This is a genomic window from Natronorubrum halophilum (genome assembly GCF_003670115.1).
Lineage (GTDB): Archaea > Halobacteriota > Halobacteria > Halobacteriales > Natrialbaceae > Natronorubrum > Natronorubrum halophilum.
In genome coordinates this window covers 687,647-710,098 of sequence record NZ_QQTY01000001.1, presented here as the reverse complement: position 1 = coordinate 710,098, position 22,452 = coordinate 687,647, and the positions used below count along the sequence as shown (strand labels likewise).

The 22,452-nt window shown below is 65.1% G+C and carries 19 protein-coding genes; 12 read left to right on the top strand and 7 right to left on the bottom strand.

The window, feature by feature from the left end; all coding sequences use genetic code 11:
- Nucleotides 1–52: 52 nt before the first annotated feature.
- The 5 genes from mutS to mutL all read left to right on the top strand — a co-directional run bounded on the left by mutS (nt 53) and on the right by mutL (nt 7,311).
- Entirely contained in the window at nt 53–2,746 is a 2,694-nt protein-coding gene (gene mutS / locus DWB23_RS03405) for a DNA mismatch repair protein MutS (RefSeq protein ID WP_121741388.1), read from the top strand.
- A gap of 54 nt (nt 2,747–2,800) precedes the next feature.
- On the top strand, nt 2,801–3,598 hold the full coding sequence (locus tag DWB23_RS03400) for an SDR family NAD(P)-dependent oxidoreductase (protein WP_121741387.1): 798 nt from the start codon (nt 2,801–2,803) through the stop codon (nt 3,596–3,598).
- A 355-nt stretch (nt 3,599–3,953) separates the two neighbouring features.
- Nucleotides 3,954–4,850 carry a dihydrodipicolinate synthase family protein gene (locus tag DWB23_RS03395; RefSeq protein WP_121741386.1) on the top strand — a complete coding sequence of 299 codons (897 nt, stop codon included), beginning with the start codon at nt 3,954–3,956 and terminating at the stop codon, nt 4,848–4,850.
- A gap of 24 nt (nt 4,851–4,874) precedes the next feature.
- Nucleotides 4,875–5,015 (top strand): hypothetical protein, encoded by a 141-nt coding sequence (locus DWB23_RS22830; protein ID WP_162989733.1) that lies wholly within the window; start codon nt 4,875–4,877, stop codon nt 5,013–5,015.
- Nucleotides 5,016–5,109: 94 nt separating this feature from the next.
- Nucleotides 5,110–7,311 carry a DNA mismatch repair endonuclease MutL gene (mutL, locus tag DWB23_RS03390; RefSeq protein ID WP_121741385.1) on the top strand — a complete coding sequence of 734 codons (2,202 nt, stop codon included), beginning with the start codon at nt 5,110–5,112 and terminating at the stop codon, nt 7,309–7,311.
- A gap of 34 nt (nt 7,312–7,345) precedes the next feature.
- On the opposite strand, the gene DWB23_RS03385 is transcribed toward mutL, so the two are convergent.
- Nucleotides 7,346–7,576 carry a hypothetical protein gene (locus DWB23_RS03385; protein ID WP_121741384.1) on the bottom strand — a complete coding sequence of 77 codons (231 nt, stop codon included), beginning with the start codon at nt 7,574–7,576 and terminating at the stop codon, nt 7,346–7,348.
- A gap of 407 nt (nt 7,577–7,983) precedes the next feature.
- Between DWB23_RS03385 and DWB23_RS03380 the strand changes: the two genes are divergently transcribed.
- The 3 genes from DWB23_RS03380 to kdgK1 all read left to right on the top strand — a co-directional run bounded on the left by DWB23_RS03380 (nt 7,984) and on the right by kdgK1 (nt 12,143).
- A complete protein-coding gene (locus DWB23_RS03380) occupies nt 7,984–9,585 on the top strand; it encodes a GumC domain-containing protein (protein WP_238717333.1) in 1,602 nt (533 codons plus the stop codon).
- Between the two features lie 222 nt (nt 9,586–9,807).
- Nucleotides 9,808–11,025 (top strand): RNA 3'-terminal phosphate cyclase, encoded by a 1,218-nt coding sequence (gene rtcA, locus DWB23_RS03375; RefSeq protein WP_121741382.1) that lies wholly within the window; start codon nt 9,808–9,810, stop codon nt 11,023–11,025.
- Nucleotides 11,026–11,189: 164 nt separating this feature from the next.
- A complete protein-coding gene (gene kdgK1, locus DWB23_RS03370; protein ID WP_121741381.1) occupies nt 11,190–12,143 on the top strand; it encodes a bifunctional 2-dehydro-3-deoxygluconokinase/2-dehydro-3-deoxygalactonokinase in 954 nt (317 codons plus the stop codon).
- An 18-nt stretch (nt 12,144–12,161) separates the two neighbouring features.
- Here the strand turns inward: kdgK1 and DWB23_RS22825 are convergent, their stop codons facing one another.
- The gene (locus DWB23_RS22825; RefSeq protein ID WP_162989732.1) at nt 12,162–12,320 is read right to left on the bottom strand and encodes a hypothetical protein; all 159 of its coding nucleotides are present in this window, start codon (nt 12,318–12,320) and stop codon (nt 12,162–12,164) included.
- Nucleotides 12,321–12,445: 125 nt separating this feature from the next.
- On the opposite strand from DWB23_RS22825, the gene DWB23_RS03365 reads away from it, so the two are divergent.
- Both DWB23_RS03365 and DWB23_RS03360 read left to right on the top strand, forming a co-directional pair.
- On the top strand, nt 12,446–13,936 hold the full coding sequence (locus tag DWB23_RS03365) for a dihydrolipoyl dehydrogenase family protein (RefSeq protein ID WP_121741380.1): 1,491 nt from the start codon (nt 12,446–12,448) through the stop codon (nt 13,934–13,936).
- Nucleotides 13,937–14,019: 83 nt separating this feature from the next.
- Nucleotides 14,020–14,478: an Hsp20/alpha crystallin family protein gene (locus tag DWB23_RS03360; RefSeq protein WP_394341742.1), complete on the top strand. Its 459-nt coding sequence runs from the start codon at nt 14,020–14,022 to the stop codon at nt 14,476–14,478.
- Between the two features lie 147 nt (nt 14,479–14,625).
- Here the strand turns inward: DWB23_RS03360 and DWB23_RS03355 are convergent, their stop codons facing one another.
- A complete protein-coding gene (locus DWB23_RS03355) occupies nt 14,626–15,042 on the bottom strand; it encodes a DoxX family membrane protein (protein ID WP_121741378.1) in 417 nt (138 codons plus the stop codon).
- Between the two features lie 506 nt (nt 15,043–15,548).
- On the opposite strand from DWB23_RS03355, the gene DWB23_RS03350 reads away from it, so the two are divergent.
- Nucleotides 15,549–16,100: a GNAT family N-acetyltransferase gene (locus tag DWB23_RS03350; protein WP_121741911.1), complete on the top strand. Its 552-nt coding sequence runs from the start codon at nt 15,549–15,551 to the stop codon at nt 16,098–16,100.
- Nucleotides 16,101–16,169: 69 nt separating this feature from the next.
- Here DWB23_RS03350 and DWB23_RS03345 read toward each other — a convergent pair whose 3' ends face one another.
- Nucleotides 16,170–17,468 (bottom strand): RNB domain-containing ribonuclease, encoded by a 1,299-nt coding sequence (locus DWB23_RS03345; protein ID WP_121741377.1) that lies wholly within the window; start codon nt 17,466–17,468, stop codon nt 16,170–16,172.
- Between the two features lie 108 nt (nt 17,469–17,576).
- Between DWB23_RS03345 and DWB23_RS03340 the strand changes: the two genes are divergently transcribed.
- Nucleotides 17,577–19,649, top strand: coding sequence for a histidine kinase N-terminal 7TM domain-containing protein (locus tag DWB23_RS03340; RefSeq protein ID WP_238717332.1), 2,073 nt, complete (start codon nt 17,577–17,579; stop codon nt 19,647–19,649).
- A 106-nt stretch (nt 19,650–19,755) separates the two neighbouring features.
- Here DWB23_RS03340 and DWB23_RS03335 read toward each other — a convergent pair whose 3' ends face one another.
- The 3 genes from DWB23_RS03335 to DWB23_RS03325 all read right to left on the bottom strand — a co-directional run bounded on the left by DWB23_RS03335 (nt 19,756) and on the right by DWB23_RS03325 (nt 22,336).
- Entirely contained in the window at nt 19,756–20,049 is a 294-nt protein-coding gene (locus tag DWB23_RS03335) for a DUF7562 family protein (protein WP_121741375.1), read from the bottom strand.
- A 135-nt stretch (nt 20,050–20,184) separates the two neighbouring features.
- A complete protein-coding gene (locus DWB23_RS03330; protein ID WP_121741374.1) occupies nt 20,185–21,609 on the bottom strand; it encodes a metallophosphoesterase in 1,425 nt (474 codons plus the stop codon).
- An 88-nt stretch (nt 21,610–21,697) separates the two neighbouring features.
- Nucleotides 21,698–22,336: a TMEM175 family protein gene (locus DWB23_RS03325; protein WP_121741373.1), complete on the bottom strand. Its 639-nt coding sequence runs from the start codon at nt 22,334–22,336 to the stop codon at nt 21,698–21,700.
- Nucleotides 22,337–22,452: the final 116 nt, after the last annotated feature.

The following is a 22,452-nucleotide window of genomic DNA, read 5'->3' as shown; positions in this document are numbered from 1 at the left end:
CTTCCACTGCGGATCCCGCAGGGTTTTTGCGGTGGAAGGATAGTCACCGGGTATGACAGAGGCGACGGGTATCGTCGGGGAGTTCTTCTCGCTCAAGGAGGGCACCGACGCCGACGTGCTGGCGATGCAGTGTGGCGACTTCTACGAGTTTTTCGGCGAGGACGCCGAGTTGGTCAGCGACGAACTCGATCTCAAGGTTTCCCAGAAGTCCTCCCACGGCTCGTCGTACCCCATGGCCGGCGTCCCGCTCACCGAACTCACACCCTATCTCAAGGCGCTGGTCGAGCGCGGCTACCGCGTCGCCGTCGCCGACCAGTACGAAACCGACTCGGGTCACGCTCGCGAGATCGTGCGCGTCGTGACGCCCGGCACGCTGCTCGAGACGACCGACGCGGACGCGCAGTATCTCGCGGCGGTGGTAGACGGTGGCGAGAGCGACGCGTACGGCCTCGCGTTCGCCGACGTGACGACCGGTCGGTTCCTCGTCGCGGAAGCCGATGATGCGGACGACGCGCTGACGGAACTGTACCGGTTCGATCCCGTCGAGGTGTTGCCCGGTCCGGCGGCGCGAAGCGACGACGACCTGTTGAACCTGATCCGCAAACGGAGCGACGCGGCGCTCACGATTCACGAGACGGAGGCGTTCGCGCCGAAACGAGCCGCACACACGGTCCGCGAGCAGTTCGGCGAGGAGACCGTCGGGCGGCTGTCGGTCGGCGAGCCCGCCATCTCGGCCGCCGGCGCGATCCTCGCCTACGTCGAGGAGACCGGCACCGGCGTGCTCGCCTCGATGACTCGCATTCAGGCCCACCACGGCGACGATCACGTCACCCTCGACGCGACCACGCAGCGAAACCTCGAACTCACCGAGACGATGCAGGGCGACGCCGACGGCTCGCTGTTCGAGACGATCGACCACACCGAGACGAGCGCCGGCGGCCGCCTGTTGAAGGAGTGGCTCCAGCGCCCGCGACGATCGCTCGAGGTGCTCGAGCGGCGTCAGGAGAGCGTCGCCGCACTCTCGGCGGCGGCGCTGGCGCGCGACCGGATACAGGACACCCTCGACGACGCCTACGATCTGGCGCGACTGGCGTCGAAGGCGACCCACGGCAGCGCCGACGCTCGAGACCTCCAATCCGTCCAGGAGACGCTGGCGATTCTCCCCGCGCTGGCCGACGTCGTCGCGTCGAACCCGGACCTGACCGACTCCCCCCTGTCGTCGATCGTCGACCGACCGGACCGGGACGCCGCCCGAGCGCTGCGGGAGTCCCTCGAGGACGCCATCGCCGCCGATCCGCCGTCGACGGTGCGACAGGGCGAACTCCTCCAGCGGGGGTACGACGACGAGTTGGACGAGGTGATCGAGCGCCACGACGAGGTCAAGCGGTGGCTCGAGACGCTCGCGGACCGGGAGAAACAGCAGTACGGCCTCTCACACGTCACGGTCGACCGGAACAAGACCGACGGCTACTACGTCCAGGTCGGCAAATCGGCTGCGGACGGCGTCCCCGATCACTACGAGGAGATCAAGACCCTCAAGAACTCGAAGCGGTTCACGACCGACGAACTCGAGGGGAAAGAGCGCGAGATCCTCCGTCTCGAGGAGCGACGCGGCGAACTCGAGTACGAACTCTTCGAGGAGCTTCGGGAGACCGTCGCCGCCCGCGCCGAACTGCTTCAGGACGTCGGCCGGACGCTGGCGACCGTCGACGCGCTCTCGAGTCTGGCGACGCACGCCGCGGAGAACCGGTGGGTCCAGCCGGCGTTGCATCGAGGCGACGGCCTCGTCCTCGAGCAGGGACGCCACCCGGTCGTCGAGCAGACGACGGAGTTCGTGCCGAACGACGTGCGGCTGGAGGAGGACCGCGAGTTTCTGGTCGTCACCGGTCCGAACATGTCCGGAAAATCGACGTACATGCGTCAGGTCGCCTGTATCGTCCTGCTCGCACAGATCGGCAGTTTCGTCCCGGCGAAAGAGGCCGAGATCGGGCTGGTCGACGGCATCTTCACCCGCGTCGGCGCGCTCGACGAACTCGCACAGGGCCGTTCGACCTTCATGGTCGAGATGAGCGAACTTTCGCACATCCTCCACACCGCGACCGACGAGTCGCTGGTCATTCTGGACGAGGTGGGGCGGGGAACCGCGACGTACGACGGGATCTCGATCGCCTGGGCCGCAACGGAGTATCTGCACAACGAAGTGCAGGCCAAGACCCTGTTCGCCACCCACTACCACGAGTTGACCGGTCTCGCCGAGAAGCTCCCCCGCGTCGCGAACGTCCACATCGCGGTCGCCGGCGACCCGGAGTCGTCGTCCAGCGGGGCGTCGTCCCGCTCGGCGGACGGACGCGATGGCGACGTCACCTTCCTTCGCACGGTTCGAGACGGGCCGACCGACCGCTCCTACGGGGTTCACGTCGCCGACCTCGCGGGGGTTCCGGACCCCGTCGTCGACCGCTCGAGGGACGTCCTCGAGCGCTTGCGCGAGGAGAAAGCCATCGAGGCCAAAGGCGGGAGTTCGAGCGACCCGGTTCAGGCGGTGTTCGACGTCTCGAGCGGTCAGTTCCGCGGGTCGGCCGATCCCGACGACGAGGAGCCGGAATCGACCGACCAGGACGAGTCGCTCGATCCCGAGACGAAAGCCGTACTCGAGGCCCTCGAAGGGATCGACGTGAACACGACGCCGCCGATCGAACTGGTCTCGGAGATCCAGGAGCTACAGCGGCGACTCGAGGACGCGGAGTGAGACGAGCCTGTCGTATCGGAAATACTATGCCTCGGTGGGAGGCAAGAGAACACGATGCACGAACCGGATTTCGACGTTTCGGACAAAACGGCGATCGTCACCGGCGCGAGCCAGGGAATCGGGCAGGCGATCGCGGAGACGCTCGCCGCGAGCGGCGCGAACGTCGCGATCTGTTCGCGGTCGATGGACCGCGTCGGGCCGGTCGCCGACGGGATCGACGGGGCCGAAGACGCGGGCGACGCGCTCGCCGTCGAATGCAACGTTCGCGAGCGCGAGCAGGTCCAGAACCTCGTCGACGAAACCGTCGCGGAGTTCGGCGATATCGACATTCTGGTCAACAACGCCGGCGGCGAGTTCGTCGCGAACTTCGAGGACATCTCGGCCAACGGCTGGGAAACCATCGTCGACCTCAACCTCACCAGTACGGTCCACTGCACCCAACTCGCCGGCGAGGTCATGCGCGAGGGCGACGGCGGCGTCATCATCAACCTCTCTTCGGTCAACGGCCAACACGCCGCGCCCGGCGAGAGCCACTACGGCGCGTCGAAGGCGGCGATCATCCGCCTCACCGAGACGCTCGCCGTCGAGTGGGCCGACGACGGCATCCGCGTCAACTGTATCGCCCCCGGCCTCGTCCAGACGCCCGGCGTCGCCGAGACGCTCGGCATCGACAGCGAGGCCATGCCGCCCCGCGAGAAGACCGACCGCCGCATCGGACACGCAGAAGAGATCGCCGACGTCGCCCAGTTCCTCTCGAGTCCCGCCGCCTCGTTCATGAACGGCGAGACGGTGACCGTCAAGGGCGTTCCGCGCGCCGGAAACTCGCTGTCGCAGGATCTGGGGCTCGAGTAACGCGACTCGTTCGGTTGCCCACGACTGACGGCACGGCCCGGACGCCGTCTCGCGGTGGCGCGCGCTGGAGCGCGGTGAGCGAATAGCGAATCCGCGCTCTACAGTCGCGTGAGGGACGAGCGAGTGAACTCGTGAACGAGCGAGTCGGCTGGGGAGGACGTGGAGTCGTCGTGTCTACGTGCGCAGCGAACTCGCCTTGGTACACTCGCTACTTCGATACTCGGGAGACTCGCTACTTCGATACTCGGTACACTTGCTATTCCGACACCGACGGCACCCGTCGCTGCAACGCTTCCGATGACGGGCGAGTCACCGGAGCAGGTACGTTTTTGCAGTCGCCGCGGAATGACAACGTATGACGCTCCACCAGGAACTCCAGGGAATCACCTGTCCGCTCGTCACCCCCTTCGACCCCGACTCGGGTGACGTCGACGACGACGCATTCGCGACGCTCCTCGGCCACCTCCTCGAGGGCGGCATCGACGCGGTCTTTCCCTGCGGAACGACGGGCGAGTTCGCCAGCCTCTCGCGCGAGGAGCACGCCCGCGTCGTCGAACTCGCGGTCGAACACGTCAGCGGTCGCGTCCCCGTCCTCGCGGGCGCGGCGGCGACGAGCGTCCACGACGCGGTTGCCCACACGGAAACGGCGGCCGAAACCGGTGCTGACGCCGCGGTCATCACGCCGCCGTACTTCCACGCGGCCAACGCCCCCGAAGGCAACCAGCGCTTCGTCGAACGGGTCGCCGACCGGTCGCCGCTGCCCCTCCTCCTCTACAACATCCCGGTCTGTACCGGCGGGCGACTCGAGCCCGAAACCCTCGCGGCCGTCGCCGCCCACGACAACGTGATCGGGCTGAAGGACTCGAGCGGCGACCTCGAGTACTTCCTGTCGGTCATGCGACGGACGCCCGACGACTTCCTCACGTTGCAGGGGTACGACGCGTTGCTCCTGCCGGCGCTCCGGATGGGTGCCGACGGCGGCGTGAACGCGCTGTCGAACGCCGCTCCCGAGCGGTACGCCGAACTGTACGACACTGCCGACGGCGACCGCGGCGAGACCGTACAGGACGCCATCGTCCCGCTGTTCGAATCCTGCGCGAACGACGGCTTTGCACCGGCGACGAAGGCCGCCCTCGAGTATCGCGACGTGATCCCCTCGGACGCCGTCCGACCGCCGCTCGTCGAGGTCGGCGAGGACGGCCGGGAATCGATCGCGTCCGGCGTAGACGGCTTGCTCGAGTCCTCACGTTAACACGCGGCCGGCCGTCGACGATCGATGGCGCGCGCGGTGAAGCCGTATCCGCGCCGACGGGCCGTCGACGAACCGACGGCTGCCGGCGCGCTCGAGCGGCCGCGTCGGCCGGATCGGTCACCAACCCACAGCTTAACCACGCTCGAGTACGAGTACAATCCATGAGCCGAGCGAACGGAATCGAGTGCGATCCGTTACGGGTTAACCGTGCGGGCTCGACTCTCGAGTCCGACGAGTACGAGCGCCGGCAGACGGAGCTATGACCGACACCCACCCATCACAGGACACCGACATCCGCCAGCTAGACGAGGATACCGTCGCCCGAATCGCCGCCGGCGAGGTCGTCGAACGCCCCGCCAGCGCGGTCAAAGAACTCCTCGAGAACAGCCTCGACGCCGACGCCGAAACCGTCGACATCGCCATCGAGGAGGGCGGCACCGAACTGATCCGGGTCGCGGACGACGGCGACGGCATGTCCGAGTCTGACGTCCGTGCTGCCGTTCGCCAGCACACGACGAGCAAGATTCAGGGTCTCGAGGATCTGGAGTCCGGCGTCGCGACGCTCGGCTTCCGGGGTGAGGCGCTGCACACCATCGGCTCGGTCTCGCGGCTGACGATCGAGTCGCGCCCGCGAGACGCTGCTACCGACGGTGCGGGGACGAAACTCGTCTACGAGGGCGGCGAGGTGACGACCGTCGAGCCCACGGGCTGTCCCGCGGGGACGATCGTCGAGGTCGACGACCTCTTTTACAACACGCCGGCGCGACGCAAATTCCTCAAGACGACGGCGACGGAGTTCGCCCACGTCAACCGCATCGTGACGCGCTACGCGCTCGCGAACCCGGACGTCGCCGTCTCGCTTACCCACGACGGCCGCGAGGTGTTCGCGACGACGGGACAGGATGATCTACAGGCCGCCGTCCTCGCCGTGTACGGCCGGGAGGTCGCCGCCGCGATGATTCCCGTCGACGTCGGTGCGGACGACCTCCCGCCCGGTCCCCTCGAGAGCGTCTCCGGACTCGTCTCCCACCCCGAAACCAACCGCTCGAGTCGGGAGTACCTCGCCACCTACGTGAACGGCCGCGCGGTGACGGCTGACGCCATCCGCGAGGGAATCATGGGGGCCTACGGCACCCAGCTCGGCGGCGACCGCTACCCCTTCGTCACCCTCTTTCTCGAAGCGCCAGGCGACGCCGTCGACGTGAACGTCCACCCCCGAAAACGGGAGGTGCGCTTCGACGACGACGACGCCGTCCGCCGGCAGGTCGACGCCGCCGCGGAGTCCGCGCTGCTCGAGCACGGACTCCTCCGCTCGCGGGCCCCCCGCGGTCGGTCGGCTCCCGACGAGGCGCGTCTCGAGCCCGGAACCGCTCGAGTCACGGGACACGAGTCCGCCGAGGATAGCGCGTCATCTGACGACGATGAGCCGTCGTCGACGACCGATGAAACGGCTGCGGAGGGGACGACCGCGGACTCTCGGGGAAGAGCCGACTCGGTACGCTCCCCCTCGAACCCGCGGAACCGCGGCGATGACTCGAGCGACGAGGCGACGGGAAGCGGATCGCCGGATCCTCAGTCGCCAGCCGGCGCTGGAACCGGCGGGCTGGCGGAACCTGACTCTCCCTCCGCAGCCGATTCGGGAACCGGCACACCGTCGGAGCCGAACGCCAACGCGTCATCGGACTCGAGTGTCAGCGTTTCGCCCGACTCGATCCCTGGGACGGCGACGGACTCGGGTACCAGTGCCTCGGCTGACTCGAGCCACGACCGCGAACCTGAACGCAAGTTCGACGCCGCAACCGAACAGCGGACGCTCGCGGGCGAGACCGCAACGGGAGACGGCACCGAGTTCGACTCGCTGCCGCCGTTACGCGTGCTCGGCCAGTACACGGATACCTACCTCGTCTGTGAGGCACCCGACGGGCTCGTTCTGATCGACCAGCACGCCGCCGACGAACGGGTGAACTACGAACGCCTCACGGAAGCGTTCGCGGACGATCCCGCCGCCCAGGCGCTGGCCTCGCCCGTCGAACTCGAGCTGACGGCCGCCGAGGCGGCGGCCTTCGAGAGCTACCGCGAGGCGCTCTCGAGGCTCGGCTTCTACGCCGACCGAACCGGCGACCGGACGGTCTCCGTGACGACCGTCCCGGCGGTGTTGGAGAAGACGCTCGAGCCCGAACGCCTGCGCGACGTTCTCGCCTCGTTCGTCGACGGCGACCGGGAGTCGGGTGCCGAGACGGTCGACGCGCTGGCCGACGAGTTCCTCGGCGATCTGGCGTGTTATCCGTCGATTACGGGGAACACGTCGCTGACGGAGGGAACGGTGGTCGACCTGCTCGCCGCACTGGACGACTGCGAAAATCCCTACGCCTGCCCGCACGGCCGACCAGTGATCGTTCGCTTCGACGAGACCGAGATCGAGGACCGGTTCGAACGCGACTATCCCGGCCACCACGGCTGAGGGCGTTTCGACCGATCTCGGCGTTCGATTCGGGTCAATTCGGCCGATCCTGATTCTGCTCTCGATCCCGATCGACCAGGCTGAACTCCGTCCAGAAGCCGATCAGGACGACGAGGACGAGGAGGATGAGCCCGCCGATCAGCGCGAGTTCCCACCCGATCGGTGCCTCCGCTTCGACGAGGCCGCCCGCCCAGCCGGCGACCAACACCAGGAATCCGGTCGCTGCGATGACGAGGATGAGGAGCCGATCACTGAGTTGGTTCATGGTCACACTCTGGCGTCCAGTCGTTGTAACCTGCTGGCCTGCAACGGCTGCCATCGGTCCTGTACGTCTGTTTTACGCCAGTTCTCCCTGACACTCGAGACGACTGATCCGTCTCGAGGAGCGTGACGGGCCGGGGCTGATAGCGTGGCGTGTTGGGGCCGACCGTGCCGCGGACGTCCGGAGACTGGCTCGTGCGACTCGCGAGATCGATCGTAACGATAGGGCCACAGCGCCTCTCAGTTCCCCGTCGCTCGATACCCGCGCCTCCTCTCGATTATCCTAATGGTTTCTACTCCGACTGATGGAAAACAAATATTACGGGACGGTTTCAGTTGATAATCAACGGACGGCTCGATCACGCCGTCCGTCTCCAATCACACATGAACGGAGCGAAACTCCGAGACAGCGTGCGTATCGCGCGAATCGAGTGGATTCGCCACCGCCGCGAACTCGATCGATCGTGGCCTCGAAGGTGGCTCCGACTCGTCGCGGGACTCGTCGGGATCGCACTCGGTGCGGTCGCCTACTCGATCGGGCGCGACCTCGCGTCGACGGGAACGGAAACGGGCGCGGCCGAGGTGACGGGACTCGTCGTTGCTGCGTTCGTCGGCGTCGTCTTGCGAAGTTCGGCGCTGACGCACGCTCGATTCGAGCAACTGCACAGCGATATGCTCCTGACGACCGTCACGGCACCCACGGCGGCTCTGGGACTGCACCTGTTCGTGTTCGCTCGAGTCGCGGCCGTCCTCGCCGTGCCCGCGATCGCCGTCGCGGTCGGGGTTGCGCTCGGAATCGGATCGCCAGCAGCCGCGATCACGATCATCGTCGCAGTCGCGTGGGCGTCGGCGTTCGCCGTCGGGATCGGCGTTGCAGGCAGGCTCGCCGTCCAGCTCGTCGGCATGCGGATCGCTCGCGGTCGGTTCTACAGGGACGTGCTGTTCGTATTCGGCTGGACGGCGCTCGTCGTCACGGTGATCCTCCTCGGAGACCGCGTGGTGTCGGTCGTCGCGCTGGACGCGTGGGACGACCTCCCGTCGCCGGCGTGGCTCGTCGATCTCGCGTTTTTGGGTGCGGGGGATCGGATCGACGTCGAAGCCCGCCGCGCGCTGGCAACGTTCGGCGTCCTCTCGCTCGCGATACCGGCTCTCGTGGCCACCGGTACGGTCCTCGCCCGGCGAGTCTGGGAACGCGAGTCGGCCAGTTCGACCCGAACGTCCGGTTCACACTCTTTCGTCGGAACGGGTCCGCTAGAACGGATGCTCGAGGGTCGCGTCTCGGAGCCGACGCTCACCGTCGCTCGGGGACGATTGCTCGTCGAACGCCGCGTTCCACGGGGGCTGCTGTCTACGGCATACGTTCTCGTGTTCGTCGTGTTCGTCGTGCTTCCGGTGTTCAGCATCGTCGGCGTGCCGCTGTTGTTACTGTTCGCGTTCGCTCTCGGACTCGCGGCCGGCGTCGGCGTCGGTTCCGAACCGGTCGGCGTCCACTACCGAACCCTGCCGATGCTCCTGACGACGGTTGGCGGACCGCAGTTCGTGGGCGGTCACGTCTTGGCGGCGACCGCCGTCGGCGTTCCGCTCGTCACGGTCGTCGTCGCTCCGATCGGCGTCGCGAGCCCCGCCAGCATCGTGGAGACGACGGCGCTCGTGCTCTTCGGTGTTGCAGTCTGCGTCTGTACCACGGCGGTCGTTCTCGCTGTCGAGTTGGACGTCGACCGCGATGAACTCGTTCCCGTGCCGTTTTTCTTCACCGACACGCCGGTGTACGCGCAGATGGGTCGAGGGTCGTTTCTCCGACTGGGTGGGCTCTTCGCGGGCGTGACGATCGTCGTCTCCCCGGCGTTCGTGGGGAACGTTTCGGCGGTGTACAAGCGCGTCGCGACGGTCGGAGTGTCGGTCGCGACCGTCCGAATCGGCTTCCTCGGCCTCGCGATACTCGTCGCCGCCGTCGTTTCGGCGGCGGCATATCGGGTCACTGTCCGGCGGTATCGGACGTATCGATTCAGTTAATATTATTCATTCCAGAATATAAAAACCAATTCTAACTTTACTTCTAATCATATTTATAGTCTTGATTGTATCACGTTCGAACGGATCTCTCTCCGAACGTTCCGTCGAACGGTTGTTTTGTTCGCCGCCCTCGTCCGGTTCCGGAACCGACGACGGCACGTAATCGACGCGCCTCGTACCATCACAGGTACGGCGCTCGAGGCCTAAATCCCACTCACGCTCATGGTTACCGCGCACGAACTCGACGGCGCGAACGCGGGCGGACAGTACCTCCGGAGCGCGCTCACCCTGTCGGTACTGGAGAACGAACCCGTCCGCATCGAGAACGTCCGCGGGAATCGTTCCACACCCGGCCTTCGACACCAGCACCTCGCGGTGCTCGAGACGATGGCCGACCTCTGCGACGCCGATGTCGAGGGGGCCGAACTCGGATCCGAGACGATCGAGTTCGATCCCTCCCTCGAGTCCAGCGAGGGGGCGATCGGCTGGAGCGGTCAGGGACGTGGCCGCCTCGCCGGCGGGAGGTACGAGGTCGATATCGGAACCGCCGGCAGCGTGACGCTGCTGTTCGACGCGCTCTTGCCGCTCGCGTCGGTGCTCGAGTCCCGGCTCTCGGTGACGGTTACCGGCGGAACGGACGTCGCCTGGTCGCCGCCGCTCGAGTACGTTCGCCGCGTCAAACTCCCGCTGCTCCGCCGGTTCGGACTGGCGGCGACCTGTGCGGTCGACCGCCGCGGATTCTACCCCGACGGGGGCGGCCGTGCGACGCTGCACCTCGCCCCCTCGGAACCCGAGTCGATCGACCTCGTAGAGCGCGGTCCGCTCCACGGCGTCCGACTCTACTCGACGGAGTCCGCCTCGCTCGCGGACAGCGACGTGGCGTTTCGGCAGGTCGAGGGCGCGCTCGAACGGCTGGCGCTCGAGCGCGCCGAAATCGGAAGCGAATCTGGGACGGTGCTCGAGGTTATCGAGCGCTGCGAGACGACTGCGGCGAGTCCGTCCCCCGGCTCGGCGATCGTCCTCCGACTCGATCACGGGACGGGAGTCGCGGGCTTTTCCGCCCTCGGCGAGCGAGGCAAGCCGGCCGAGCGCGTCGGCGAGGAGGCCGCCGATGCGGCGAACCACTTTCTCGAGCGGGGTGGTGAAGACGACCGATCACCGCCGGTCGATCGACACATGGCGGATCAGCTACTCGTCTTTCTCGCGCTCGCCGGCGGACGCGTTCGGGTACCCGCCGTCACGGACCACGTCGTGGCGAGCCGTGCGTTGCTCGCCGAGTTCGGTGCGAAGATCGCTCTCGAGACCGAGGACGGGGCCGACAGCGATCACGAGGCCGTGGGTAACGATCGGGAGAAGGAGGGGAGCGACGAACGCGAAGGCTCGGACGTACCCGCGATCGTCTCGGTCGAGTCGACGGTCGAAGCCGCTCGTCCCGACTGAACCGACGGACGCACCCAGCGAACAACCGTCGTTCATCCGCCGTCTAACTCGGTTCAGTAATTGCGGGAAATCGACAGAAGGCCACAACTTATGTCACAGCCGTTCGTTGCTCCGAGTATGATCGACGAACACACGAGCAGTGGGCCGGTCTGGGGGATCGACCCGTGAGCGATATCGTCACGTTCGGGGAAACGATGCTTCGGCTGTCGCCGCCGGGGAGCGAACGACTCGAGGAGGCGGCCGAGTTCGAGGTCCGTGCGGCGGGCGCGGAGAGCAACGTCGCGATCGCGGCGAATCGGCTGGGGGCGACGGCGACGTGGCTATCGAAGGTTCCGGAGACGCCGCTGGGACGACGCGTCGTCGGCGAACTCCGCCAGCACGGGATCGAGACCGACGTCGTCTGGAGCCACCGCGGGCGACAGGGAACGTACTACCTCGAGCAGGCGGGCAAGCCCCGGGGGTCGAACGTGATCTACGACCGGGAACACACCGCCATCTCGACGGCGGAGGCCCGCGAGTTGAACACCGATCTGGTGCAGGATGCTCGTGTGTTCTTTACGAGCGGCATCACGCCTGCACTCTCCTCGACGCTGCGCGAGACGACGGCGAACATGCTCAAGGCGGCCAGACAGGGCGGGACGACGACGGCGTTCGACTTCAACTACCGACACAAACTCTGGTCCCCCGACGAAGCCAAGGAGACGCTGACACGGCTGTTTCCGGGGATCGACGTGCTCGTCATCGCTGCCCGAGACGCCCGGACCGTCCTCGGCTTCGAGGGCGACCCGCGACAGCTCGCACACAAACTCGGCTCGCAGTACGACTTCACCACCGTCATCGTCACCCGCGGCGCTGAAGGGGCGGTCGGGTGGCACGACAGCGTCGTCCACGAACAGGAGGCCTACGAAACCGAGACGGTCTCCTCGATCGGAACCGGCGACGCCTTCACCGGCGCGTTCATCGCTCGCCGACTCCACGGCGACGATGTTCCGACGGCACTCGAGTACGCCGCGGCGACGGCCGCGCTCAAGCGGACGATCCCCGGCGACGTTGCGCTCCTCTCGAAGGACGAGGTCGATGCCGTCGTCAAAGAGGGCGGGAAATCGATCTCCCGGTAATTCTGCGCGAGGTTCGAATCAGCCGAGCGACTCGAGCGGATCGTCCGTCTCGTTTCCGACGCGTGTGACGGACAGCCACAGTTGGACGGCTTTGCCAGAAGCGCTGTTATACCCCAGCGTCACCGGACGGTCGGCAATGAACAGGATCGCAGCTGTTTCACTCGCAATGCTCGTCACGATGGCGACCCTCACGGTCGCCGTCGCCGCTCGAGTGCACCGGTAAGCCAGTCGTCGAATCGGTTCGTTTGCGATACAGTCCCGATCGCAAGAACGCCTTTTTGTACTGACGCCGTAGCGGAGTTATGGTACACGTTGCGATCGTCGGAGCCTACGGCAGCGCGGGGGTCGCCGTCGCCGACGAACTGGTGGCGCGGAGCGAGGAGTTCGACGAACCGCTCGAGGTGACGCTGCTCGACGACGGTGAGCCCGGCGGCGGGCTCTGTATCCTTCGCGGGTGTATGCCCTCCAAGGACGTGCTCTCGGCCGGCCAACACCGTTATCAGGCGCGCCACGACGACCGACTCGAGGGCGTTCCCGAGGCCGATCCCGAAGCGGTCGTCGCCCGAAAGGACGAGCACGTCTCGGAGTTTGCCGACCATCGTACGAGTCACGTTCACGATCTGGCCGAGCGCGAATCCGTCGAATTCGTACACGAAACGGCTCGGTTCGTCGACGACCGCGTTCTCGAGGCCGGGAACCGACGGATCGAACCCGACTACGTCGTCATCGCGACCGGCTCGGTGCTCGACGTGCCCGACCTCCCGGGAATCGACGAAGTCGGGTTTGATTCCAGCGCGGACGTACTCGATACCACTACCTTCCCCGACTCGGGGATCGTCATGGGCTTTGGCTACATCGGCCTCGAACTCGCTCCTTACCTCAGCGAAGTCGGCGGCGTCGACCTCACCGTCGTCGAACACGACGACCATCCGCTCGACGAGATGGAATCCGAATACGGCGAAACGATTCTCGAACGCTACCGCGACCAGTTCGACATCGAGGTGCTGACGAACACCGACGAAAAACGCGTCGAACCGATCGACGACGGCGGCGTTCGTATGGTCGTCGAACAGGACGGTGACGAGGACGAGAGCGACGGCAGTGATCCGCGGGAGCGAACGCTCGAAGCCGACCGACTCTACTGCTTTACCGGCCGCCGGCCGAATCTCGGCGGACTGGGGCTCGAGCGGACGCGACTCGAGCCCGAAGACGGCTGGATCGAGTCGACTATGCAGACGACAGCCGACGAGCGCGTCTTCGTCGTCGGCGACGCGAACGGTCGCGAACCGATCTTACACGTCGCCAAGGAACAGGGCTTTGCGGCCGCCGAGAACATCGTTCGCCGGCACCGAGGCGAGGACCTCGAGCCCTACGTCAACGTCCCCCACCACGTGATCTTCTCCGGACTCGGCGTCTACCCGTTCGCCAGAATCGGGCACACGCCCGCGACGGTCGCCGAATCGGGCATGAACGCCTTCGTCGTTACTCGCAAGGCGTCGTCGGACGGCGTTTTCGCGACCAAGAACCATCCCGAGGGGCGGGCAACGTTGATCGTCGACGCCGAGAACGGCAGGGTGCTCGGTTTCCAGGGGCTCCACCTCCACGCCGACGTGATGGCGAAGACGATGCAGGTTCTCGTCGAAATGAAAGTCGACGTGCGGGAGGTCCCAAAACGGGCGTACCATCCCACGACGCCCGAGATCCTCGACGGGCTCCTCCGGGAGGCCTGCGCCGAACTCGAGGGGCGCCAACGGTGCGTCGGAACCGGTGATTCGAGAGATATGGCGCTGTAGCGGCGTGCTATCTCCTATCCAGAAATCCTTATCTCCGGTCGTGACCTATACGGTCCTGATTCTCTATGAGATCCTTTGACGATATGAACCGAATGTTTCGCGAGATGGACCACGCCTTCGATCAACTCCGGTCGACCTGGATGAGCGAGTTCGGCGCACCGGGCGTCGGTCCCGCTCTCGAGAGCGGGTCCGAGGAGAGTACGATCGCCAGCCCGATGGTCGGCGGGAACACGACGGCGACCCTCGAAGACGAGGGCGACGCCTACGTCTACGTCATGGACTTACCGGGCTTCGAAAAGGCGGATATCGACCTCACCTTCGCCGACGGAATGCTGGAAATCCGCGCTCACACCGATGTCGAGGAGGGCTCCGACGCCGTCCGATCCGTCCGCTCGCGCCGAATCGGCCGACAGGTTCCCATCCCCAAGGCGATCGTAACCGACGAGATCACGGCGAGTTACCACAACGGCGTCCTCGAGGTTCACCTCCCGATCGTCGAGGACGAGCGCGAGGATAACCGACACCGAATCGATATCGAGTAGCGACCGGCTCTCGAGTCCGCTGCCCGTCGCTAGCGGGTATTTATGTCGAGTTGCGCTGCTGACTCCGTCGAATCGCTCGTCGGTATCCCTTTTGTACGAAACGCGCCTAGACGCACTCCCCGACGGAGAACTCGCGCCGCTGTCCCGTTAGAAGAGCATGACGTTGAGGCTGTACACCCACTCCTGTGACCCGACCGCCGCGATGACTAGAGCCCCGCCGGCCAGGCAGATGTTCTTCAGGAACTGGGTCATCTCCGTTTGCTGTTGGTCTTCGGGGACGGCCCAGAAGTCGTGGAACATGACGGCGGCTACGATGAGGAACCCGGCGATGGCGACCGCCCCGAGGCTGGGGAAGACGCCGAGCATGACGCTGAAACCGCCGAGGATGAGGAAGAGACCGGACGCGAGAACGCCCAGTTTCGGCGCTGGAACGCCTTTGTGACGGGCGTATCCGGTCATCTGTTCGGTTTGCATGAAGTGATTCAGCCCCGTAAAGGCGATCACGCCGCCGAAGAGTACGCGACCGACGAGCAAAGCGAGTCCCTCGAGTCCGGTGACAGCCATCAGATCGACACTCCCCGAAACCGGCTACGCTGATTAGGGACTGGCAGTGCGGATCGACGTCCGAAATGTTGTTCCATTACGTTCTTCAGTTAGTCCGGGGGGCCTATATATTCGTCTGAAGACATGTGTGATAGTAGGGGGCTTCGATGTTATCGGTGGATTAGTTATTTACAATCTGGGACTTGTACGCGGCCGTTTCGGCTCCCTCCCGGACCCGTTTTGACCGCGCTGCCCGTCACCGCGGCGTTCGGCGAGCCTTTGCCGCGTCGTCGAGCGAGCGAACTCCCTCGTGCTTGCCCGTGGCTGTCGTCGAGAAATCGGTCGATTCGCGTTCGGATCGCCGACGAGCGTTCCAGAACGCAGATCGCCGTGTCTCAACATTCCTTCTTCCGTTCTGCAGAGCCAGCGTCTCGATCTCGAGCGGAGCCCCGAAGACGTGTCAGAACCCGTGTAACCGATCAGCGGCTGACCGCGAACTTTTCCCGCCGGACGTGGTATTGACACGCGTGACTCGAGCTGTTCGCCGGGCAACGACAGACGACGTCTGGGCCGTCCACGAGACGGCCCGCGAGAGCTGGCACGCCGCCTACGACGAGATTATCGGGCCGGAGACGGTCGACGACGTCGTCGACGACTGGTACGCGATCGGCGACCTCGAGTCGTCGATCAGCGACGCGAGCGACCGCGACGATGCCGCCTTCCTCGTCGTGGAGCCGGGTCCGTCGGATCGAGAGCCGGAGACTTGCTCCGACTTCGAACGCGGGTGTCTGGGGTTCGCCCACGTCGTTCCGTGGCCGGAGAACGCCGCCGTCGCGTATCTGGCACGGCTCTACGTCCGCCCCGAGCGCTGGGGCTCCGGTGCGGGGACCAGACTGCTCGAGCGACTCGAGGCCGAACTCGGGGCGTCGTTCGACCGAATTCGGCTGTCCGTGCTCGTGGACAACGATATCGGCGTCTCGTTCTACGAGTCCGCGGGATTCGAGCGCGTCGGGACCCGCGAGACCGGCCTGGCGTCGGGGCTCGAGGAGTACGTCTACGAAAAACCAATCTCGCAGTGAGTTCACCGGCTCACCGGTTCACCGAGGCCGTTCGACGGTGCTCGAGCGCGACGGGGCGTCCCGTAGCCGTTACAGCGTTTTGTCCGCGTCTTCGTCGTCGACGACTTCGATCCCGCGGTTGTTGACCGCCATCGGATCGAGGCCGACTTCTTGCAGGAAGTTCTTGTACTCGCGCTCGCACTGTTCGGCGTCCTTTTGCTTGTCGCTGGCACGATCGCAAAGCTCGACGAGGTTCTCCGGCACGTCGTTTTGGTAGACGATCCAGTGGTTGATCAGGTCGCTGAGCCGGCGGATGGGACTGGTGAAGTGGCCGTAGATCTCGAAGTTCAGCGCGTGGTGGCCGCCGAAGGGGTCGTTCATGTAGCGAGCCCGGGGCATCACCTTCATCACCGCCCACTGGATCTTGTCCAGTTGGCGACCCGGCGCGTCCTCGAGCGTCGCGTTGACGGCTTTTCGGGGGTCTTCCCAGGTGCTTCCGGGGATCGAGACGCCGTCCAAGTCCTGAATCTCGCGGAGGGCTTTGGACCACTCGTCGGGACTCGGCTGCGGGTGGACGCGGTACATCGCTTCGACGCCGCGATCCCACATCAGGGTGTGCGTGACGGCCTTGTTGGCCTTCAGCATGCACTCCTCGATGATGGTGTGAGCCCGGTCTCGAGCGGGATTCAAGACGAGCGAACCGTCCTCCTTGCGCTGTTCGTGCATCCGATCCGCGAGTTCGTGGACCAGGGTGTTCTCCTCGTGCAGCGGCGCGTCGGGGTCCTCGAGTCGCTTTTCGGCCTGCGCGTAGGTCAGGCGCTCGTCGGACTCGATCACCGACTTGTAGATCTCGATGGTTTCGTAGGAGAGGTTCTCCTTGTCGAGGTGCATCTCGACGGTGTGGGCGAGTCGATCCTCGTTAGGGACCAGCGAACAGACCGTCTCCGCCAGTACGGGCGGCAGCATGTGGATGGTGTATCCCGGTAGATAGACCGTGTTCCCGCGCTCGACGGCCTCGTCCCACATCGACGTCTCGGGGTTGACGTAGTGGGTAACGTCCGCGATGTGAACCCAGAGCACGTACTCGTCGTCGCGTTCCTCGACCGAGATGGCGTCGTCGAAGTCCTGGGCGTCGATGGGGTCCGTCGTCCACGTCGTCAGGTCGCGGAGGTCCGTTCGCTCGTCGATCTCGTCTTCGATCTCCGCGATCACGTCGTCGGTTCGTTCCTCGGCTTCCTCGAGCACCGCCTGCGGGAACTCGTCGCGGATCTCGAACTTCTCGAAGAGGTCGTCGCGTTTGTTCTCCAGATGTCGTGCGAGGTCCTCGGAAATCTCGACGGGACCCTGCCCTTCGGCCGTGCCGGCTTCGGCCTGTGCGTCGTCGCTCATACAGCGGGGTACGGACGAAAGGGTGAAAGTCGTGTCGGGATCGGAACGGGGACGGTCTCTCACCCGGTTCATTCGGTCCAATATGTGGTCCAGCCAGAACCGGTATAGTTGTCGAGGCAAATAGACGAATCGTTCGACGATATGGTCTGGCAGTACACCACTCAGCTTCTCCCGTATATCGGCGTTCTCTTTCTGGCGATGGTGATCGCGGGGGCGTTAGCCGTCTATACCGTCGTCGAACGAACGGATGCGCTGGACGAGCCAAGCGTCCGCGCGTTCGTCGGTCTGAACGTCGGGTGTGCGATCTGGTCGGGCGCGTACGCGTTGCAGCTGCTGAGCGGCCCCGTACCGACGAAGCGCGTCTGGTTGGGCGTCGCCTTCGTCGGTGCCGTTCTGGTGTCGATCTCCTGTTTTTCGTTCGCCGTCGCGTACTCGGGGAACGAACAGTGGCTCTCCCGGCGAGTCGTCCTCTTGCTCGCGATCGAACCCGCCGTCGCGTTCGTCCTCTACGCGACGCAGTACCGACAACTGTACGAGTATCCCCCTGATACCGCCGTCGTCGCGGACCTCGTCGTGTTGGACCGAACGTTCGGTCCGATGGGGATCATCCACGTCCTGTTCCTGTACGGACTCCTCGTCGTCGGTGCCGGGTTCTTGCTCAAGACGGTGTACGGATCGCAACACGTCTACCGGGAACAAGCCATCGCAATCCTGGTCGCGGTTTTCGTCCCGCTTGTCGCCAACGTCGTGTGGTTTCTCGGTTTCGGACCGATGGGGAACCTCGACCTGACGCCCGTCGCGTTTACCGCCTCCGGACTCGCGTTCGCCCTCGCCATCTACCGCCACCACTTGCTCGATATCACCCCCGTCGCCCGCACTGCCGTCGTCGAGAACATGCACGACGGCTTCCTCGTGATCGACGAAACCAACCGCATCCGGGACGGCAACGCCGCTGTTCGCCGACGCACGACCGACCGCGGGTCCGATTCGATCGTCGGTCGGGACGTGACCGACCTCTTCCCCGAGATCGAGTCGATCGTCCGCGACGGGGCCCCGACGGGACGGACCGAAATGGTCGTCGACGGCGACGACGGTCGCCGGTTCTTCGACGTGCAACTCCAGCGCCTCTCGAACGTCGACGGGATTCGCTTGCTGCTCCTTCGAGACGTCACCGAACAGCACGCCGTCGAACAGCGGTACCAGTCGTTCATCGAAAACGCATCCGACCTCATCACGATGGTCGACGGCAGCGGCGAAATCCGCTACCAGAGCCCCTCGAGTACGAGCGTTCTGGGGTTCGAACCGTCGGAAATGGTCGGGCGATCGGCGTTCGAGTTTATCCATCCGGACGATCGAGAGCGGATCATCGAACGGTTTCAGACCGGACTCGATGCGTCGGTCGATCTCGATCGGGCGGAGTATCGTCTTCGCACCGCCGACGGCCAGTGGCGAGACGTCGAAACGATCGGGAGTAACCTGCTCGATGACCCGTTCGTCGAAGGCGTCGTCTTGAACACGCGCGACATCACCGAACGCAAGAAACGCGAACGCGAAATCCGTCGAACGAACGAGCAACTGGAGCAGTTCGCGAGCGTCGTCAGCCACGACCTTCGCAATCCGCTGAACGTCGCACAGGGATATCTCGACCTGGCCGACGAGTCCGTCGACTGTGCGTATCTCTCCGATATCGCGCTCGCCCACGACCGAATGGAGACGATCATCGAGGAAGTGTTGTTGCTGGCCCGCGAGGGACAATCGATCGGCGACACCGAACCGATCGATCTCGAGCGTCTCGTCGAGCGCGCGTGGGTGAACGTCAACACCGCCGACGCGACACTTTCGCTCGCGAGCGACCGACCGATCGTCGCCGACGAGGATCGGTTGTTACGCCTGTTCGAGAACCTGTTTCGAAACAGCGTCGAGCACGGTGGGAACGCCGTTTCCGTACGGGTTGGCACGTTCTCCGACGGATTTTTCGTCGAAGACGATGGCCCGGGAATCCCGATCGAGGACCGGGATTCGATCTTCGAGTACGGTCACACGACGACGGCGTCAGGGTCCGGATTCGGTCTCGCGATCGTCAGCCAGATCGCCGACGGCCACGACTGGACGATTCGGGTTACGGAGGGCGCCGACGGAGGTGCCCGGTTCGAGTTTCATACTGACGGGACACCGCGGTGAACGACGGTGGATCAGGGAGCAGCTATCGATGAGCGGCGAGAGACGATCGGATCGGTGCGCGTGCCGACGGCCGAGTCGACCGCGTCGGTGACCATCGAGTACGCCTTCAGGACTCCTCCTCGAGCGTCCCGTATCGCTCTTCGATCGCTTCCAGGTACCGCGAGAGAAACGGCTCCCGCGCCGTGTTGCCGGCGTCGAGTTCGACGAGCAGATCCTCGAGTTCGGTCCGCGGGTGGTGACACAGATCGCCGTGACAGGACTTACAGAGGTACTCGAAGACCTTCTCCTCGCGATCCCAGCGATCGCCGTGCTTGTCGTACTCGCGGGCCATCGACCGAGCGATCCGATCGCCGCAGGCGAGGCACGTGACCGTCTCGGTGCGGCTCGTAGAGGGCCACATAGTTGTGACGACGCCGTGCCAACACTTAGCAATTACCTCATTCGTTGACAGAGCCGACTGTCAGGCACCTCGATCGGTCGCCGAAACGGCTATTCGGGCAGTTTGTGAGCGTGAAACGACCAACGATCACAGCCGTCACGACGACCCGTGCCGATCGCCCTCCTCGCCCGAACGTCCGTCAGTCGTTCGTTCACCGTCGTCTCCGTCGGTGATCGCAGTTTCCCGTCCGGAGACGGAATCGCTCTCGGGCTCCGAACCGGGTACCTCGAGGGCTCCGTCGGGGTCGATCACCGTTCGCGCCGGAATCGGGTTCTCCCCCGGTGGACGGCGCACGGCCAGTCGCTGAAAGCGGGTGAGATCCCGTGACTCGTCGGTTTTGATCTCCTCGTACTCGACGACGACCCGGTCGCCCTCAGCGAAGATCCGGAAGTAGTTCAACCGAAACGAGGGGACGTAGATACCCGGGAGCCGCGAGAACCACGTCTCGACGTGCTGGAGTTTCTTCAGCCAGGTTCCGGTGTTGACGACGACCCGATCGCCCCACTTCGTCAGCGACGCTCGGTGGGTGTGTCCGTAGACGAAGACGGCGATGTCGGGGTTCGCCTCGAGCGTCTCCCTGGCCGCGCGAAGGAAGGGCTCGTCGCCCTGCCCGACGCGAACGCCGGACAGCACGACGCCGAAGCGCTCGAGCGTCCGCTCGAGGTCGCGTCTGAACAGCCAGAACGGGATCGCGAGCAGGAGTAAGACGGCGATGATCACGAGGTTGATCGTGATGATGAGTTCGAGCACGATGTCGGCGATACCGAGGGCGTGAATCACCGGATTGTCGGTGAACACCCAGGAGGGGATGATCCCCGCGGCCTCGAGAATGGTGCCGAAGAGGTAGATGATCGTGATGTTGAAAAACACCAATAGCGGGACGACGATCGCCCGCAAGTACGGACTCATCTCCCGGTAGAAGTAGTTCGAGAGGAGCCAGCGCGGGATCTCTTCCATCGGGGCGACCGACTGGATGTCGCGCAGCCAGTCGCCCCTGGCTTGTTCGGAGTAGCGGCCGGCGGCGGCGACGATCCGCTGGACGACGAAGTAACCGACCGGGAGCGCGTCGGGATTCCCCCAGTCGGGCATGCGGTTGTTCGCGTCGTGTTGCTGGCCGTGCTCGATCCAGATTCGCGCGTCGCCGACCTCGCGGGTTATCGAAATTTCCGGCTCGAGCGTGACGTTGAACGCCGCGAGCCGATCGATGTGCGATGGATAGCACGCGAGGTCGTAGTCGTGGTTGCCCGGAATGAGGGTGATATCGATCTCCTCGCCGGTCGCACGGAGCTGTTCGAAAACGCGCGGGTGGTCCTCGATCACCCGGTCGAGCTTTGCCGGTCCCTCCACTTCGGCGTACTCCCACAGCCCGAACGCGTCGCCGTTGATGATCAGTTCGACGTCGTCGCCGTTCTCCTCGAGATCCGCGAGGAAGGAGAGGAGTTCCGACTCGAAGTCGAGTGCCGTGAGCTCCTCGTCGCCGCCCATGTGGAGGTCGCTGATGAAGACGTATTCGCTGGCCATGGGGTCGCAGTCCGACCGTCTACCACACACGGTTGGATAGTGGTTTCCCCGGCTATCAGCGGCTGATCGACGACGCCTCGAGGATCGGCTACTGATCCTCGTCTCGCCGCTCTTCGCTCGCGTCGTCGGCCAGCCGCTGGTAGTACCGGACCCACACCATCTGGGCCGGGCCGATCAGTATCGGAACGAAGTACGCCACCGTGAGGTTTACGGCGGCGACAGCGATCGAGAGGACGAATATCGCCGGTGAGATCAGCCCCCGAATCGTGATCAATCGCGCGGCTCGATCGTCGATCTCGTCGTCGGTGAATCCCGCTCGAGCGGCGTAGGCCCAGACGGCGGTCATGAGCACGCCCACCAGCACGAAGTTGATCGCGTACAGCGACCAGGTAAAGCGCGTTCCGTAGACGCCCATCAGCTCCGTCGGGTAGGGGAGAAACGAGATCGAGAGCAAAAACAGGAGGTTCAGCCACAGGAGGAGCCGATCGTGGGCGACGATGTACCGAAAGAGGTTGTGGTGGATGATCCAGTAGAGCCCGACGACGACGAAGCTCAGCAGGTAACTGACCAGCAGCGTCTCCTGGTCGGCCACCGCTGCGGGGAGTTCCGACGTGGACACGTTCGGCACCTCGAACTGTAACACCAACAGCGTGAGCACGATCGCGAATACGCCGTCGCTCAGCGCCTCCATCCGATCCGTGTCGTCGCCGCCGAGCGTCCGCACCATACGCGGATCTCCACTCGAGGGGGTGAATATCCTGCCCCGGTTCGCTCGGGGTGAAGTTCACGGTCGCGCTCGGAGCGAGACGTCGCCCGCGAGCGTCCGTTCCGGCCACACCCGGT

Coding starts and splice junctions, on each gene's coding strand:
- mutS (WP_121741388.1), top strand. CDS start 53: ATGACAGAGGCGACGGGTATCGTCGGGGAGTTCTTCTCGCTCAAGGAG.
- DWB23_RS03400 (WP_121741387.1), top strand. CDS start 2,801: ATGCACGAACCGGATTTCGACGTTTCGGACAAAACGGCGATCGTCACC.
- DWB23_RS03395 (WP_121741386.1), top strand. CDS start 3,954: ATGACGCTCCACCAGGAACTCCAGGGAATCACCTGTCCGCTCGTCACC.
- DWB23_RS22830 (WP_162989733.1), top strand. CDS start 4,875: ATGGCGCGCGCGGTGAAGCCGTATCCGCGCCGACGGGCCGTCGACGAA.
- mutL (WP_121741385.1), top strand. CDS start 5,110: ATGACCGACACCCACCCATCACAGGACACCGACATCCGCCAGCTAGAC.
- DWB23_RS03385 (WP_121741384.1), bottom strand. CDS start 7,576: ATGAACCAACTCAGTGATCGGCTCCTCATCCTCGTCATCGCAGCGACC.
- rtcA (WP_121741382.1), top strand. CDS start 9,808: ATGGTTACCGCGCACGAACTCGACGGCGCGAACGCGGGCGGACAGTAC.
- DWB23_RS03365 (WP_121741380.1), top strand. CDS start 12,446: ATGGTACACGTTGCGATCGTCGGAGCCTACGGCAGCGCGGGGGTCGCC.
- DWB23_RS03360 (WP_394341742.1), top strand. CDS start 14,020: ATGAACCGAATGTTTCGCGAGATGGACCACGCCTTCGATCAACTCCGG.
- DWB23_RS03355 (WP_121741378.1), bottom strand. CDS start 15,042: ATGGCTGTCACCGGACTCGAGGGACTCGCTTTGCTCGTCGGTCGCGTA.
- DWB23_RS03345 (WP_121741377.1), bottom strand. CDS start 17,468: ATGAGCGACGACGCACAGGCCGAAGCCGGCACGGCCGAAGGGCAGGGT.
- DWB23_RS03335 (WP_121741375.1), bottom strand. CDS start 20,049: ATGTGGCCCTCTACGAGCCGCACCGAGACGGTCACGTGCCTCGCCTGC.
- DWB23_RS03330 (WP_121741374.1), bottom strand. CDS start 21,609: ATGGCCAGCGAATACGTCTTCATCAGCGACCTCCACATGGGCGGCGAC.
- DWB23_RS03325 (WP_121741373.1), bottom strand. CDS start 22,336: ATGGTGCGGACGCTCGGCGGCGACGACACGGATCGGATGGAGGCGCTG.